The organism is Streptomyces sp. NPDC042638 (genome assembly GCF_040647235.1).
GTDB lineage: Bacteria > Actinomycetota > Actinomycetes > Streptomycetales > Streptomycetaceae > Streptomyces > Streptomyces rameus.
In genome coordinates this window covers 59,730-75,366 of record NZ_JBEZBT010000030.1, presented here as the reverse complement: position 1 = coordinate 75,366, position 15,637 = coordinate 59,730, and the positions used below count along the sequence as shown (strand labels likewise).

The following is a 15,637-nucleotide window of genomic DNA, read 5'->3' as shown; positions in this document are numbered from 1 at the left end:
CGTGGTTGGCGTGCGTCTCGATCTCCGCTAGGTTAGGCAAGGCTTACCTAAGGAGAGGTCTGGGTATGGGTGACAGGCAGGACTGGACGGCCGCCCCCGGCGCGGCGGAACGGGCACGCTCGGTGGCGGCCGTCGCGTGGTCGTGCGCGGTGACCGCGGACGGAGTGCGCGAGGAGTACGCCGGCGCGCACACCATGACCGAGGACGGCGCGGTGCGGCTGGCGGTCCCCGACGACAGCGGCCTGTTCGCCGCGGCCCTGTGCGCCCCGCGCCAGGAGCCCTGCGCGCTGCTGGAGTTCGCCGACGTGGCCCCTGTACCGGTGCGCAACCGCATCCGGGCCCGGCTCTGGCTCTCCGGCCGGCTCGTCCCGTCCGAGGACGCCCTGCTCTTCCGGCCCACCCGCGTCGTGCTCCGGCAGGGCTCCGGCCCCGTGACCGTCGACCTGGACGAGTTCACCGCGGCCCGACCCGACCCCCTCGCCGGCGCCGAGGCCCACCTGCTCACCCACCTCGCCGACGCCCACCCGGACGCCGTCGAGCGGCTCAGCCGCCTGGTGCGCCCCGAGAGCCTGCACGCCGCGACCCGGGTGGCGCCCCTGGCCGTCGACCGGCACGGGCTGACCCTGCGCATCGAACGCACCCGCGCGCACGGCGACGTACGGCTGCCCTTCCACACGCCCGCCGACGACGTCGGCCAGCTCACCGAACGCATGCACGCGCTCCTGGCGCAGGCCGGTGCCGCCGTCTGCCCCCGGGCGCTACAGCGGCAGCGCGCAGACGGCGACGGGTGACGCGAACGGCTCGCCGGCCTGACGCAGCCCACCGTCGGCGGCCACGTGGAAGACGGTGACCGTGCCGGAGCGCTGGTTCGCCGCGAACAGCAGCCGGCCGTCGGGCGAGAACGCGATCTGCCGCGGGAAGTCCCCGCCGGCCGGCACGGTACCGAGCAGCCGCAGCCGGGCCCCGTCGCCCTCGACGGCGTAGCGCGCGAGGCTGTTGTGCCCCCGGTTGGCGAGGAAGGCGTACCGGCCGTCCGCCGTCACCAGGAACTGCGCCGGATAGTTCGTGCCGCCGCCCGACCCCGTCGGCTGCGGTTCGCCGATGTCCAGCCCGCCGGACCGCGGGTCGTAGGCGCAGACGGCCACGGTGTCGTCCACCTCGTTGGCCAGATAGGCATACCGCCCGCCCGGATGGAAGGTCAGGTGGCGCGGCCCCGCGCCGGGCCGGGTGTGTGCCTGCCCCACCTCCGTGAGCGCGCCCTTCGCGGGATCGAGCCGGTAGGTGTAGACGGTGTCGGTGCCGAGGTCCACGGCGAGGACGTGCCCGCCGTCGGGACTCGTCAGGAACTGATGGGCGTGCGGCCCCTGTTGCCCGGGGCCGGGCGGTGGGGAGGTGTGCGTGACCCGATCCGTGCGCTCGCCCAGTGCGCCCGAGGCGTCGACCGGGTGCACGGCGACACTGCCCGACCCGTAGTCGGCGCTCAGCAGCCAGCGTCCGGTGGGATGCACCGACAGGTGGCAGGGACCCGCACCGCCGGTGCTCCGGGTGCCCAGCACGCGCCGGTCCGCGAGACGTACGGCCGTCACCGCGCCGTCCTGCCGCTCGTCCACCGCGTACAGCGTGCGGCCGTCCGGGTGTACGGCGAGATACGACGGGTCGGGGACCCCGGTGAGCGTGCCGGTCCCGGTGATCCGGCCCGTCTCCGGGTCGTACGACGCCAGGCCGATACCGGTGCCGCCGCCGTCGGCGGAGGTGTAGGTGCCGATGTACAGCGGGCGCGGCCCGGAGGGCTTCGGGGGAGGCGCTGCGGTCCTCGGCCCGCTCCGCGTGGCCCCGGTGCCGGAGCGAGGGGCGGCGGTGCCGGCGGGCGGGGCGGCCGGGGACGGTACCGCCACCACCGCCGCCGCGCCGGCCAGGGCCCCGACGAACCGGCGCCTGGTCCAGCCGGTACCACGCTCCCGGTCCCGCCGGGGCGGGGAGGGATCCCCTGCCGCGGCCCGTGTCTCCGTGTCCATGCCGTACCTCAGGTCGTCGCTCGCCCCGCTCGTGACAGACACCTTGGCCCGCGCCCCGCGCCAGGGGCAAGCCGGGCAACGAAGGTCGCGCGCACCGCAACGGCCGGCGGGGCCGGCGGCCCTACCACTCCCCGTCCTCGACCGGCCTGCCCGTCGCGTCCTTCAGCGGTGTCACCTGCCCGGGGGACGGCGCCTGCCAGGGTTCCGGGTCGTCCCCGAGCCACTCGCCGACCGGCTGGACGGCTTCCAGGGTGTCCGTGGGAGCGAGGTCCTCGGCGTTGTCGTCGTAGTAGTCGAACCAGGGCAGGCCCGCCCGGGTGTACGCCGCCCGGTCCACCGGCGACGGCGCAGGCGCCTCGCCGGTGATCCGCCGCCACTCCGGGGGCGTGACCAGGTGCACGAACACCCGCCCGGCCGGTTCCCCGGACCAGTCCTCGAGGGGCCGGTCGTCCTCGTAGACCTCCTGCCGCATCGAGCCGCCCACGCCGAGTCCCATGGCCGCGGCGCGCCGCCGGGGCGCGGCCGGTGGCGGGGGCCCGCCGAAGGACGCGGCGGGCGCGGGCGGCGGCGCCCCGGGCACCCCGCCCGGCGGCTGCCCGCCGGGGGCCGCCGCCATGGGCATGGGGGCGCCGTACCCGCCGTACCCGCCGAACGCTCCGGCAGCCGGGCCGGTGCGCCGCGCCCGCTCCCGGCGCCGCCATTCGGCGAGCACCTCCTCCTTCAGCGGGAAGGACTGGAGCTGCACCCCGCCCCACACCTCCGCACCGGTGACCTGCCCCTCCACGGTCGCGCCCAGCCCCAGCGGTACGGCCACGAACTGGCGGACCGTGCCCTTGCCGGAGTTGATGCCGTCCAGCCAGGGCTGGCGGGGCAGCACCACATAGTTCTGCGGACTCCGGGACAGCCGGCTCCGCCACGGCTCGCCGGACACCGCGCACACCTTGCCCACGCCGACCTGGAGCGCGGCCGGCTCCGTCGTGCCGGCGAAACTCAGCCACATCGCCTCGCGCAGGTACACCGGCAGCATCACGCCGCCGCGCGCCCGCCACTCCTGCGGCACCCGGTCGGCGTAGTCGGCCACCCGCCGGACCGGGAACTCGCCCAGCCCCGGCGGCAGCGGGTGCGTGCCGGTCTCCGGCAGCCGGAGGGTGCGCACGAACCGCACCGCCACCCCGCCCGGCAGCCGCAGGCCGTTGCCGTCGATCCGGACTCCGGAAACCGCCATCCGCCCGCCCCTCTCACTTTCCGCGCCGGCCCGCCCCGGCGCCTCCCTCCTGGTAACGCCGGCCGAACCCCGCGTGGTTCCGCCACAGCTCCTCGTGCACACCCAGCCGGTCGCGCAGCCAGGCCATCCGGGGCAGCCTGGCCCGCTGCTCGCGGGAGACCCGGTCCAGCTCCTCCAGCAGGCGGCGGGTGCGGTGCTCGGTGTTCAGTTCGTCGATGATGCGGGTCGTCTCGGTCAGTACGGCACCCAGCAGCTGCCAGTTCGTCCAGTCCTCGGCGATCTCCTCCCGGAGCAGCTCGGCCAGCCGGTCACGGGTGCCGGCCGCCGTGTGCAGCTCGGCCGACAGCCGGGCCTCCGCCGACTCGGCGTTCTTGCTCAGGTCGGTGGTCACCAGCACCGCGAAGCTGACCACCGCGTCGGCGATCTCCGACAGCAACTGCGCCACCGTCGCCCCCACCCGGGGCGGGAACAGCTCCTCGGGCCCGCGGGCCTTCGCCAGGTCCGTGAACGAACGGGCCAGCACCCGCAGGACCACCGTGCAGATCTCCAGCGTGTCCAGACCGGTGCGCAGCACCACCCGGTGCAGCAGCCCCTCCTTCACCCGCGGGTTGAGCCGCAGACTGTCCTCGGCCTGCCGCAGCGCCGCGTCCACCTGCACGATGTCGTGGTCGAGCCGGCGCGCCTCGTGCAGCCGCTCGGCCGCCAGCTCCCAGGGGATCCGGCCCGCGGCCTCCTCGCCCATCCGCAGCATCAGCTGGCGCACCCGCCGGGCGAGGTCCTCGATGGACCGGCCCGCCGCGTCCACCCACACCGGGGGCGGCAGCAGCAGGTTGCACGCGGTGCCGACGACCGCGCCGATCAGCGTCTCCACGATCCGGGCCCACGCGGTGAACCCGACCGTGGTGACGCCGAGCACGAGCATGGCGCTGATCGCCACCTCGGCCACGTACTCGTCGACGCGCACCAGGTGTCCCACGGCCAGCGCGGCGACGATCAGCAGCGCGAGGCTCCACCAGGTCAGCCCCACCAGCACGCTGAAGGCGATGGCCACCAGCACCCCGGCCACCACCGAGTTCACCCGGCGGATGCCGTTGGTGAGCGTGGCGTAGAAGGTCACCTGGACGACCAGCAGCGCGGTCAGCGGGGCGGTGAGCGGGGCCGGCTCGGGACTCAGCCGGAGCGCGATCACGTAGGCGATCGTCGCGGCCGTCGCGGAGCGCAGCGTCTGGACGACCACCGGCTCCCGGCGGCGCCTCACCAGGCGCAGCAGTTCCGTGGTCCACTTTCGTACGTCGAGCATCCCTTGGCCTGTTCCCGTTCCTCGGGTGCATCGAACGTGGCTGTTCGCGGACTGTTTTCGACCATACGTGTTCGCGTATGTCCAGATGAGGCGCTCAGGCGTACAGCTGGTCGACGAAGGCGGACAGGTTGTCCCGCGCGCGGGCGATCTGCTCCTCCACGGTCAGGCTCTCCTGGAACCGGGCGCCGGACTCCGGGACCTTCCTGCCGCGCACGTACAGCGGACACGCCAGGTCCGTGCACATGTACAGCCCCACCGAGTTCCCCTCGCGGCCCGCCACCCCCGCCTTCCGCGCGGTCATCAGGGACACCCCGCCGCCGGGATGGGTGGTCAGGCAGACGGAGCACATGCTGCGGTGCAGGAAGCCGCGCCGCGAGGCCGGGAAGCGGAAGGCGATGCCGACGGGGCGGCCGTCGCGTTCGGTGACCAGATAGCTGCGGTCCGGGGCGCCGGGATCGCGCCAGCCGAGGAAGTCCAGATCCTCCCACGGGCGTTCACCGAGGTCGCGCGGGACGGCCAGCCGCCTGGCCTCGCCCTTGGAGCAGTTGATGAACGAGTTGCGGATGTCCTGCTCGGTGAGCGACCTCATGGGTGAGTCCTTCCGGATCCAGCGACTGTTACCTAGAGGGTCTAGGTGTACAGCTATTGTATTTAGTCGCGGGGCGGGTGGGCCAATGGATTTCCGCGGGCTGCCGCCGCGCGCCCGGCGTGCGGGGGCGGCCGGCCCTCGAGCCTGCCTCCGCTGGTCCGGCTGCGTCTGCCGGCTCGGGCCCTGCCCCCGCCGGGTTTCCGGTGGCGACTACTCCTCCTCCGGCCCGGCGGCCTTCGCCTCCGGCGGCCAGACTCCGGGGAGCAGTACGCCCAGGGCGTAGGCGCGGGCGACCAGTTCGGTGCGGTTGGCCGCGCCCCACCGTGTCGACAGGCGGCGCAGGTGATAGGTGACGCCGTCCCGGCTGAGACCCATCTCGCGGGCGGCGTGGGCGGTGGTGGCGCCCCCGGCCAGCAGCGCCAGCACCCGCCGCTCCACCGCGCTGGCCCGCACCGGCTCCGGCGGGGTCCGGGGATGCTCGCCGAGCACTCGCAGCATCACCAGCAGCGCCGGTGTCTCCTGCACGCTGTCGCTCACCGGATCCGCCGTCAGCTCCCCGTGCCGCTCGGCCCCGCCGGGGGCCCGCCAGCACACCGACACCTGGTAGCGGGAGCGGTGCCGCAGCCGCAGCGCCTCGGCGATCCGCTCCACCTGGCCGGCCTCCTGCGGACGGAACAGCTCCAGTACCTGCCTGCCCCTCAGCCGGCCCGGGGTCGTACCGCACTCGGCGGCCATCGCCGGATTCGCCAGCACCACCTGGCCGTACACGTCGCAGACCGCCACCGGTACCGCCACCCGGTCGAACACCATCAGGGCGCGGTTGCGCCACACCACCGCGTCGGCTCGCTCCGCTTCCATCGCACCTCCGGGCCCGTCGGCCGCCATCCAAGAGGAAGAGGCAGGTCAGCGGCAACCCGGCGGGGCCGTACGCGCCGGGCGGCGGGCCCCCGGCCGGGGAGTGGCCGTCCGGCGTCCCGCGCAAGAGCCGCCGCCCACTTTCCACTGCACGATCGTGTAGTGCCGTGGCGCCGAGGCGGTCCGTCCGTCGACCACCCTGGAAGGCGTACGTCCGCTTCCGTGAAAGGCAGTTGTCGCGTCATGCCCTCCACCGCACCGCATCCCGAGCCGGCCGGCACCCTGCCCGGCGTCCCCGTCGTCGACATCACCGCCACGGGCCCCGGCCACACCCCCATCCAGCAGGTCATGGAGCTGATGCGGACCCACGGCCCGGTGCTGGTGCGCCGGCTGCACGGCCGGGACACGGTGTTCGTCGCCGACGCGGACCTGGTCGCAGACCTGGCCGACGAGGAGCGGTTCGCCAAGCATGTCGGACCCGCCCTGGAGAACGTGCGCGAGTTCGCCGCCGACGGCCTGTTCACGGCGTACAACGACGAGCCCAACTGGGCCAGGGCGCACGACATCCTGATGCCCGCCTTCGCGCTCGGCTCGATGCGCACCTACCACCCCGTCATGCTGAAGGTGGCGCGGCGGCTCATCGACTCCTGGGACCGCGCGGCCCGCGCCGGGCAGCCCGTCGACGTGCCCGAGGACATGACCCGCATGACGCTCGACACCATCGGACTGGCCGGGTTCGACTACGACTTCGGCTCCTTCGACCGTGACGAGCCGCATCCCTTCGTGGAGTCGATGGTCCGCTGCCTGGAGTGGAGCATGACCCGCCTGGCCCGCAGCCCCGGCCAGGACCACTCGGCGGCCGACGCCGCCTTCCGGCGGGACGCCGACCACCTGGCGCGCGTCGTGGACGACGTCATCGCCGCCCGCACCGGCACCGACCAGAGCGGTGCCGAGGACCTGCTCGGGCTGATGCTCAGCGCCCCGCACCCCGCCGACGGCACCACCCTGGACACGGCGAACATCCGCAACCAGGTCATCACCTTCCTGATCGCCGGCCACGAGACCACCTCCGGCGCGATGTCCTTCGCCCTGTACTACCTCGCCAAGCACCCCGCCGTACTCCGGCTCGTGCAGCGCGAGGCCGACGCCCTGTGGGGCGACACGTCCGACCCGGAGCCGGCGTACGACGACATCGGCCGGCTCACCTACACCCGTCAGGTCCTGAACGAGGCGCTGCGGCTGTGGCCGACGGCCGCCGCGTTCGGCCGGCACGCCCGTGAGGACACCCTGCTCGGCGGGCGGATCCCGCTGAGCGCCGGCCAGGCCGTCACCGTGCTCACGCCGATGCTGCACCGCCAGGCCGTCTGGGGTGACAACCCGGAGCTGTTCGACCCCGAGCGGTTCACCCCCGCGGCCGAGGCGGGCCGCCCGGTGCACGCCTTCAAGCCGTTCGGCACCGGTGAACGCGCCTGCATCGGACGGCAGTTCGCGCTGCACGAGGCGACCATGCTGCTCGCCCTGCTGGTCCACCGCTACCGGCTGCACGACCACGCCGGCTACCGGCTCACCGTGAAGGAGACGCTCACCCTCAAGCCCGAGGGCTTCACCCTCGCACTGACCCCGCGCACCACCGCCGACCGCGTCCACGCCCCCCTGCCCGGCACCCCCGCCGCCCCGGCCGCGGGCACCCCGGCCCCGGACGCGCTCCCGGCCCGGGTCCGCCCCGGCACCCGTGCCCTCTTCCTGCACGGCAGCAACTACGGCACCTGCCGGGAGTTCGCCGCCCAGCTCGCCGACGAGGCCGCCGCCGTCGGCTGCGCCACCGAGGTCGCCGCCCTGGACGCCTACCCGGACGGCCTGCCCACGGACCGGCCCGTCGTCATCACCGCCGCCTCCTACAACGGCCGCCCCACCGACGACGCCGTCGCCTTCACCACCTGGCTCGACGGCACCCCCGACGTCACCGGCGTGACCTACGCCGTCCTCGGCGTCGGCGACCGCAACTGGGCCGCCACCTACCAGCAGGTGCCCACCCGCGTCGACGCCCGCCTCGCCGAACTCGGCGCCACCCGGCTCACCGCCCGCGCCGCCGCCGACGCCTCCGGTGATCTCAGCGGGACCGTGAGGGAGTTCACCGCCCGGCTGCGCACCGTGCTGCTCCAGCGCTACGGCGACCCGGACGCCGGGAGCGGCACCCCCGCCGAGCCCGCCCACGCCTACACGGTGCGCACCCTGGCCGGGGGCCCGCTGGACGCACTCGCCGAACGGCACGGCCTGGTCCCGATGACGGTCACCGAGGCGTACGACCTCACCGCGCCGGACCACCCGCGCACCAAGCGGTTCCTGCGCGTCGCCCTGCCGGAGGGCGTCACCTACCGCACCGCCGACCACCTGACCGTGCTGCCCGCCAACGCCCCGGACCTGGTGGACCGCGCCGTCGCCGCGTTCGGCCTGGACGCCGGTGCCGTCCTGGACATCCGGGCCGCCCGTCCGCGCCGCGACGGTCTGGCACCCGACCGGCCGCTCACGGTCGGTCAGTTCCTGACCCACCACGTCGAGTTGCAGCAGCGGCCGACGGCACGGCAGCTGACCCTGCTCGCCGAGGCCAACCCCTGCCCGCCCGAGCGTGCCGCCCTCACCGCCCTGACCGACGACGATCCGCGCACCCTGGTGGAGCTGGCGGAGGACCACCCCGCGCTGTGCGGCGCCCTCGGCTGGCCGCTCCTGCTGGACCTGCTGACCCCGCTGCGCCCCCGCCACTACTCGGTCTCGTCGAGCCCGGCCGTGGCCCCGCGCCACGCGGACCTCATGGTGTCGGTGCTCGACGCGCCCGCCCGGTCCGGCAGGGGCCGCTACCGGGGCACCGGTTCCGGCCACCTCGCCTCCCTCGCCGCCGGAGACACCGTGTACGCCCGTGTCCAGCCCTGTCGCGACGCCTTCCGTGTCGACGCCTCGGCCCCGGCGGTGATGATCGCCGCCGGTACCGGCCTCGCGCCGTTCCGCGGGACCGTGGCCGACCGCGCCGCCGCGCGCGCTCAAGGGGCCGAACTTCCGCCCGCGCTCCTCTACTTCGGCTGTGACGCCCCCGGCGCCGACTATCTGCACGCCGACGAGCTGCGGTCCGCCGAGCGGGCCGGCGCGGTGTCCCTGCGCCCCGCGTTCAGCGCCGCCCCCGAGAACGGCGCCGCCTTCGTGCAGCACCGCCTCGCCGCCGAGGCCGACGAGGTGTGGCGGCTGCTCGGCGCCGGGGCCCGGGTGTACGTCTGCGGCGACGGCGCCCGCATGGCACCCGGCGTCCGCGAGGCGTTCCGTACCCTGTACCGGGAACGCACCCCCGGCGCCGACGAGACGGCGGCCCAGCGGTGGCTCGACACGCTCGTGGCGGACGGGCGCTATGTGGAGGACGTGTACGCGGCGGGCTGAGCCGCGGGGAGGGGGCGCGGTGGCGGACCCGGAGGAGCGGGCGCGGCGGATCCCGGCCGTGGCCGGTCGATACGGCGCCGCGCCCCGTCCAGGTGCGGTGGCCGGTTCCGGCACCCCGGGCCACCGTGCCCCTTCGTCTTAGCTCATACCGTGAACTAAGGTGTGTGGAAATATCGCGCCCCGGCTGCCTGAAGGGGTATGTTGCAGGTCGGGCACGGTTCGTGAAGGGAGCCACATGGCAGGGCGCAACGGGCGCACAGTACGCGACCTGAGACGGGGCAACCGCACGGCGGTGCTCCAGCGGCTGTACTTCGACGGCCCGCTCAGCCGTTTCGAGCTGGGACCGGCCACCGGACTCAGCTCCGGCTCGGTCAGCAACGTGGTCGCGGACCTGATCGCCGACGGCCTGGTCGAGGAGGCCGGCAGCGTCGACTCCGACGGCGGCCGGCCCCGCACCCTGCTGCGCGTCGCCCCGCACAGCGGCCAGATGATCGGCGTCGACGTCGGCGAGACCCGCGTCCGCGTCGAGCTGTTCGACCTGGCCTTGACCGAACTCGCCCGCGTGGAACGCCCCCTGACACCGCAGGGCTACGACGTCGAGGTGATCGCCGGCCACATCCGCGACGGCGTCGCCGAGGTCCTCACCGCCGACGAGGCCGCCCCCGACCGGCTGCTCGGCGTGGGCATCGGCGTCCCCGGCATCGTCGAGCACACCCCGGACCGGGGTGCCGTCGTCCACGGGCAGACCATCGGCTGGGACGCGGTCCCGCTGGAGGAGCTGCTCCGCTCGGCCTCCGAGCTCCCCGAAGGGGTGCCGTACCTGATCGACAACGGCGCGAAGACCCTCGGCCAGGCGGAGATGTGGTTCGGCGCCGGGCGCGGCGCACGCAACGCCGTGGTCGTGCTCTTCGGCTCCGGCGTCGGCGCCTGCCTGGTCACCCCCGAGGTGGAGCACGGTCGGGCCGTGGAGTGGGGCCATCTGACGGTCCGGGTGCGCGGGCGCCGCTGCCGCTGTGGTGCCCCCGGCTGCCTGGAGGCGTACGCCGGCGCCGAGTCGCTGCTCGCCCGCTGGCGCGAGGAGGGCGGCCGGCCGCCCGAGGACACGGACGAGGAGACCGCGCTCACCGCGATGCTCGCCGCCGCCTACCCGCCCGAGGGCACCGCGCCCGACCCGGTCGCGCTGGCCGTCCTGGAGGAGACCGCCGAGTACCTCGGCGCCGGTCTGTCCGACCTGATCAACCTCTTCCAGCCCGAGCGGATCCTCATCGGCGGCTGGGCCGGGCTCCAGCTCGGCACGCGCTTCCTGCCGGCCGTGCGCCGGCACGCGGCGACGTACGCGCTGCGCCACCCGGCCGACAAGGTGAACATCGACCTCGGCCGGCTCGGTCCGGACGCGGTCACCGTCGGCGCGGCGATCCTGCCCCTGGCCGACTTCTTCGCCAGCGGCGGCCGCCGCCCCGAACCGGCCGCCGAGGACCGGCTGCCCGCCTGGCGAGCCGCACTCCGGCAACGCGCCCCGCGCTGAACGGACGGACGCGGGCGAGACCGGCCGCCGGTCCGCCGCTCGCGCTCAGTCCGAAGGCGCGCTCAGGCGCACCGCGAGGGCGGCGATGTCGTCGTCGAGACGGCCTTTGCTGTAGTGGAGCAGATCGCGGTGGAGAGCCGTGAGCAGCTCTCGGGGCGGCGCCGGAGACTGTCCGCGCATCCAGGCGGCCAGCGGGAAGAACTCACCGTCGCGGGCACGGGCCTCGGCGATCCCGTCCGTGTACAGAAGCAGCAGGTCGCCCGGGTCGAAGTCGAAGGTGTCGACGCTGTAGTGATCGCCCATCAGATCCGCGAGATTGAGCAGCGGCGAGGGCGCGGTGGGTTCGAGGACGCGCAGTTTCCCGCGGTTCAGCAGCAGGGGCGGGGGGTGCCCGCAGTTGAGGATCTCGATACGCCTGCCCCCGTGCGGGATCTCCACGAGTAGGGCGGTGGCGAAGCGCTCCATCGGCCCTTCCGAGGGGAAGACGGCGTTGTAACGGGTGCTGCTGGCATCCAGCCGGCGGGCGACGCCGACCATGTCGGCCTCGCCGTGGGCCGCCTCCCGGAAGGAATTGACGATCGCCGCCGCCGCGCCCACCGCCGGCAGGCCCTTGCCGCGCACATCGCCGATGAGCAGCCGGACGCCGTACCGCGTGTCGACCACCTCGTAGAAGTCCCCGCCGATACGGGCCTCCGCCGCGGCGGCGAGATACAGCGAGTCGATCTCGACACCCGCGAAACGGCGCGGCATCGGACTCAGCACCACCTGCTGGGCCGCGTCGGCGACGAGCCGCACGTGGAACAGGGTCCGCTCGCGCTGGAGCCGGACATGGCTTCCGTACGCGGCCGCCACGGTGACCGCGATGATCCCGCCGGCCGTCCACCACGTGCCCAGACCCGGGAACACGATGCTGAGGCCGATCATCAGAAACAGGCAGACCGTCCCCAGCAGGACGGTGGGGAGCACCGGCCACATGGCGGCGGCGAGGGCCGGCGCCGCGGGCAGGAGACGGCTGAAGGCCATCTCCGGGGGAGTGGCGTAGGCCAGGCTGGCGATGACGACGGTCAGGATCACCGGCGACAGCAGCACCAGCGGTCCCCGGTCGTGGCGACGACGCGGTCGCAGCCGTCCGGACTCGATCACACCTCACAGAGTATCCACGAGCGATGCACATGGCGCTCTGGTGGACCGCGCCCGGACGGGCGGACCCGGAGAGCGCCGGCTCTACGCCGACGGCTCCTGCGGCTCCGGATGCTCGGGGTGCACCGTGCTCGAGCGGGGCGTGCCACGGGGGCCGGAGCCGGCCTCGTCCGGGTCCTGCGCCTCCTCGTCGGGCTCGGCGTCGACGGGGTGCCCCGGTACGACGTCCCACGGGTCGTCGCCGGGGCGGGCCTGCTGATCGGGCAGGTCCCTGGGCACCGGCGTCTCGTCGGGTCCGGAACCGCTGCCGGGCTCCTGCTGGGGCGTGGTCATCGTGGTTTCCGCTCCTTCCTGGATCTCGGGGCCGGTCCGGTCAGCCGACCTTCCGCCCCCGCATCGGTTCGGTCTGCATTCCGCCGCCCTGCCGCAGGCCGTCCAGGAACTCCCGGACCACCTCGGTCGACGTGTGCCGGGGCTGCCAGTCCAGCTCGGCGCGCGCCCGCGCGCAGTCCATCAGCGGCAGCCGCAGCACGGCGTCGAACAGATGCGGAGAGGCCGGCAGCAGACGCAGCCCCCACGCGGCGGCGATCGCCGAGCGGGCCGCCGTACGCGGCAGCCGGACCGGCCGGGAGCCGAGCAGCTCGGCGAGCACCCCGGCGTCCAGCGGGGGATCGGCGGCCAGGTTGAAGGCGCCCCGGGCGGTGTCCGTGTGCACCGCGAGCCGGTAGGCCTCGGCCGCGTCGTCCGTGTGCAGGGCCTGCACCCTGAGGCCCGGGATGTCCGGCAGGAACGGCAGCAGCTCCGGCCGGGCGAGCGGACCGGGCAGGAAGCGCCCGCCGAAGATCCGCCGCTGCTCGCTCGCCGACTGCCACTTGAACAGGAACGCCGGGCGCATCCGGACCACCCGCACCTCGGGATGGTCACGCTCGAACACGTCCAGGGTGCGTTCCAGGTATGCCTTCTCCCGGCAGTAGGCGGCGTCCGGCCAGCCGTGCGTCGGCCAGGACTCGTCCACCGGGTGGTCCTTCGGCCCCGGCGAGTACGCCCCGACGGAGGAGGCGTGCACCAGGACCGGCACCCGGGCGGCGGCCACCGCCTCGAACACCCGGATGCCACCGAGCACATTGGTCCGCCAGGTGGTGGCCGGATCGTGCGTCGGCTGGAACGCCCAGGCCAGATGGATCACGGCGTCGGCGCCCTCGAACCGCTCGGCGAGGTTCGCCTGGTCCGAGGCGATGTCGACGGCGGACCACTCGGTCTTCTCCGGTGACCACTCGGGCACCCGCCGGGCCAGTCCCCGCACCGACTTGACGTCGGGGTCCTCCGAGAGCAGACGCACCACACTCGTCCCGACATTGCCGGTGGCTCCCGTCACGACGACCCTGCTGCCCGTTGAGCTGCTCACCATCGGCTCCTCTCGTCGGCACGGCGGACGCTGCGACGAGCGGCCGGGTACCCGGGCGCCGGTCCGGCACACGCGACGCTCTCCGGCGCCGGAGGGCATGTGGAAGCCCCGGCCGTGACGGGGGATTCACGGCCGGGGCGGTCTGGTGGTGGGTGCGGATGGCGGTCGCCTCTCGGCGAAAGGCTCCACAGGGCTTCAGCCGAACGATCGTCCCTGTGGGCAAAAGGTGAGGCCCGGGGACACTGTCCCATCCACACCCACGGTTGGTTCAACGGGCAACAACGCCGTGGTGTTCCGGCCCCCTCCGTGAGCTGCGTCACCCAGGGGGCCGCTCAGGCCAGCGGGCTCCCGGCCAGCCGCGCCAGCAGGTCGGCCGGGTCGGCGTACACCGTCTGGGCGCCCGCCTCCTCCAGGTCGGCCCGGGGGATCCCGCCGCACAGCACGCCCACACAGCGCACCCCCGCCTTGCTGCCCGCCCGCATGTCCCACACGGTGTCCCCGACGAAGACCGCTCGCGAGGCCGGAACCCCGGCCAGCTCCAACGCGTGCTCCACGGGTTCGGGGGCCGGCTTGCCCTCCCGTACGTCCTCGGCGCTCGCGGTGCCCGCGATGGCCTCGTCCGCGTCGATCGCCCGGCGCAGCGCCCCCAGCTCGGCCCCGCTCGCCGAGGTGGCCAGGACCACCGTCCAGCCGTCCCCGTGCAGCCGCCGCAACAGCTCCCGGGCGCCCGGCAGGGCGGGGAGCCGGTCGAAGTACTGGCCGTACAGCGCCTTGTGCGCGTCGCTCAGCTCGCCGTCCCGGTCCTTGTCGCGGTCGTCACCGAGCAGATGGGCGATCAGGTCCGTGGAGCCCAGGCCGACGGCCCGGTGCACGGCGTGCATGGGTACGGCGTGCCCGGCCTGGCGGAACGCCTCCCACCAGGTGACCACGTGCAGGTGATTGGTGTCGACGAGGGTTCCGTCGACGTCGAAGACAGCGGCTCGTTCCATGCGGGATCCTTTCCTGGCGCTCGCTGCCATCCAGGTACCACGCCGGGCAGGTCAGGAACCCACCGCACGCGCCGGCAGCCGGCCCTCGCGCGTCCAGCCCAGCAGCTCACCGGCCGACCAGGTGGTCACCACCCGTTCGGGTGGCACCGCGCACTCCTCGGCCCGGGCACAGCCGAGGATCTGCCAGTCCAGCTGGCCGGGCGCGTGCGCGTCCGTGTCGACGGAGAACAGCACCCCGGCCTCGACCGCCCGGCGCAGCAGCCGCCGGGGCGGGTCCAGCCGCTCCGGCCGGCTGTTGATCTCCACGGCCGTCCCCGCCTCGGCACACGCGGCGAACACCTCCTCCGCGTCGAACTGCGACTCCGGCCGCCCCCGGCCCGTCACCAGGCGCCCGGTGCAGTGCCCGAGGACGTCGGCGTGCGGGCTGCGCACGGCGGCCACCATCCGGCGGGTCATGGACCGGGCGTCCATCCGCAGCTTGGAGTGCACCGACACCACGACCACGTCCAGCTGTTCCAGCAGCTCCGGCTCCTGGTCCAGCGAGCCGTCCTCCAGGATGTCGCACTCGATGCCGGTGAGCAGCCGGAACGGCGCCCACCGCGTGTTCAGCCGCGCCACCACCTCCAGCTGCTCGCGCAGCCGCTCGGCCGACAGCCCGCGGGCCACGGTCAGCCGCGGCGAATGGTCGGTGAGCACGGTCCACTCGTGCCCCAGCTCGGCCGCCGCCCGCCCCATCTCCTCGATCGGGCTGCCGCCGTCTGACCAGTCGGAGTGCGTGTGGCAGTCCCCGCGGATCAGCGCCCGCAGACCGGCACCGGCCACGTCCTCGCCGGCCGGCGCGGCGGCCTCCTCCTCCAGCTTGCGCAGATAGCCGGGCTCCTCACCGGCCAGCGCCTCCCGCACCACCTGTGCGGTCTTCGGCCCGACACCCTTCAGGGACTCCAGCGTCCCCGCCGCCGCCCGCTCGGCGACCTCGTCCCCGGGCAGCGCGGCGAGCACCCGGGCGGCGGTCCTGAAGGCCCGTACCCGATAGGTGGGCGCCAGCGCCCGCTCCAGCAGGAAGGCGATCCGCTCCAGGGCGGCGACGGGTTCCATGCCACCAGGTTCACACCAGAACCCCCGAAAGGACGGCGGCAACCCGCGCGCCCCACTCGACCACGCCCCGCGCCCC

General features: G+C 74.5%; 13 protein-coding genes. 3 read left to right on the top strand and 10 right to left on the bottom strand.

All coding sequences use genetic code 11. The features are described from left to right. The first annotated feature begins 65 nt into the window (after nucleotides 1-65). Nucleotides 66-791, top strand: a complete 726-nt coding sequence (locus tag AB0B40_RS23415) for a DUF2470 domain-containing protein (RefSeq protein WP_345049923.1) — start codon at nucleotides 66-68, stop codon at nucleotides 789-791. Here the strand turns inward: AB0B40_RS23415 and AB0B40_RS23410 are convergent. The 5 genes from AB0B40_RS23410 to AB0B40_RS23390 all read right to left on the bottom strand — a co-directional run bounded on the left by AB0B40_RS23410 (nucleotide 759) and on the right by AB0B40_RS23390 (nucleotide 5,987). Then, nucleotides 759-1,916, bottom strand: a complete 1,158-nt coding sequence (locus tag AB0B40_RS23410; RefSeq protein ID WP_362265365.1) for a lactonase family protein — start codon at nucleotides 1,914-1,916, stop codon at nucleotides 759-761. The genes AB0B40_RS23415 and AB0B40_RS23410 overlap by 33 nt on opposite strands. A 220-nt stretch (nucleotides 1,917-2,136) precedes the next feature. Beyond that, nucleotides 2,137-3,240 carry a hypothetical protein gene (locus tag AB0B40_RS23405; protein WP_362265346.1) on the bottom strand — a complete coding sequence of 368 codons (1,104 nt, stop codon included), beginning with the start codon at nucleotides 3,238-3,240 and terminating at the stop codon, nucleotides 2,137-2,139. Between the two features lie 13 nt (nucleotides 3,241-3,253). Beyond that, nucleotides 3,254-4,540 (bottom strand): aromatic acid exporter family protein, encoded by a 1,287-nt coding sequence (locus AB0B40_RS23400; RefSeq protein WP_345060700.1) that lies wholly within the window; start codon nucleotides 4,538-4,540, stop codon nucleotides 3,254-3,256. A gap of 94 nt (nucleotides 4,541-4,634) precedes the next feature. Continuing rightward, nucleotides 4,635-5,129, bottom strand: coding sequence for an FBP domain-containing protein (locus AB0B40_RS23395; protein ID WP_362265343.1), 495 nt, complete (start codon nucleotides 5,127-5,129; stop codon nucleotides 4,635-4,637). 210 nt (nucleotides 5,130-5,339) lie between these two features. Next, nucleotides 5,340-5,987 (bottom strand): PAS domain-containing protein, encoded by a 648-nt coding sequence (locus tag AB0B40_RS23390; RefSeq protein WP_345060696.1) that lies wholly within the window; start codon nucleotides 5,985-5,987, stop codon nucleotides 5,340-5,342. Between the two features lie 240 nt (nucleotides 5,988-6,227). Between AB0B40_RS23390 and AB0B40_RS23385 the strand changes: the two genes are divergently transcribed. Next, nucleotides 6,228-9,407 carry a cytochrome P450 gene (locus tag AB0B40_RS23385; protein ID WP_362265341.1) on the top strand — a complete coding sequence of 1,060 codons (3,180 nt, stop codon included), beginning with the start codon at nucleotides 6,228-6,230 and terminating at the stop codon, nucleotides 9,405-9,407. 235 nt (nucleotides 9,408-9,642) lie between these two features. Continuing rightward, on the top strand, nucleotides 9,643-10,932 hold the full coding sequence (locus AB0B40_RS23380; protein WP_345060692.1) for an ROK family transcriptional regulator: 1,290 nt from the start codon (nucleotides 9,643-9,645) through the stop codon (nucleotides 10,930-10,932). A gap of 45 nt (nucleotides 10,933-10,977) precedes the next feature. Here AB0B40_RS23380 and AB0B40_RS23375 read toward each other — a convergent pair whose 3' ends face one another. The 5 genes from AB0B40_RS23375 to AB0B40_RS23355 all read right to left on the bottom strand — a co-directional run bounded on the left by AB0B40_RS23375 (nucleotide 10,978) and on the right by AB0B40_RS23355 (nucleotide 15,561). Then, nucleotides 10,978-11,955 (bottom strand): PP2C family protein-serine/threonine phosphatase, encoded by a 978-nt coding sequence (locus AB0B40_RS23375; RefSeq protein ID WP_345060708.1) that lies wholly within the window; start codon nucleotides 11,953-11,955, stop codon nucleotides 10,978-10,980. Nucleotides 11,956-12,156: 201 nt separating this feature from the next. Beyond that, a complete protein-coding gene (locus AB0B40_RS23370; protein WP_345060690.1) occupies nucleotides 12,157-12,405 on the bottom strand; it encodes a hypothetical protein in 249 nt (82 codons plus the stop codon). 40 nt (nucleotides 12,406-12,445) lie between these two features. After that, nucleotides 12,446-13,477: an SDR family oxidoreductase gene (locus AB0B40_RS23365; RefSeq protein ID WP_345060706.1), complete on the bottom strand. Its 1,032-nt coding sequence runs from the start codon at nucleotides 13,475-13,477 to the stop codon at nucleotides 12,446-12,448. 332 nt (nucleotides 13,478-13,809) lie between these two features. Continuing rightward, a complete protein-coding gene (locus AB0B40_RS23360; RefSeq protein ID WP_345060688.1) occupies nucleotides 13,810-14,466 on the bottom strand; it encodes an HAD family hydrolase in 657 nt (218 codons plus the stop codon). A gap of 51 nt (nucleotides 14,467-14,517) precedes the next feature. Beyond that, nucleotides 14,518-15,561, bottom strand: coding sequence for a PHP domain-containing protein (locus tag AB0B40_RS23355; RefSeq protein WP_345060686.1), 1,044 nt, complete (start codon nucleotides 15,559-15,561; stop codon nucleotides 14,518-14,520). Nucleotides 15,562-15,637: the final 76 nt, after the last annotated feature.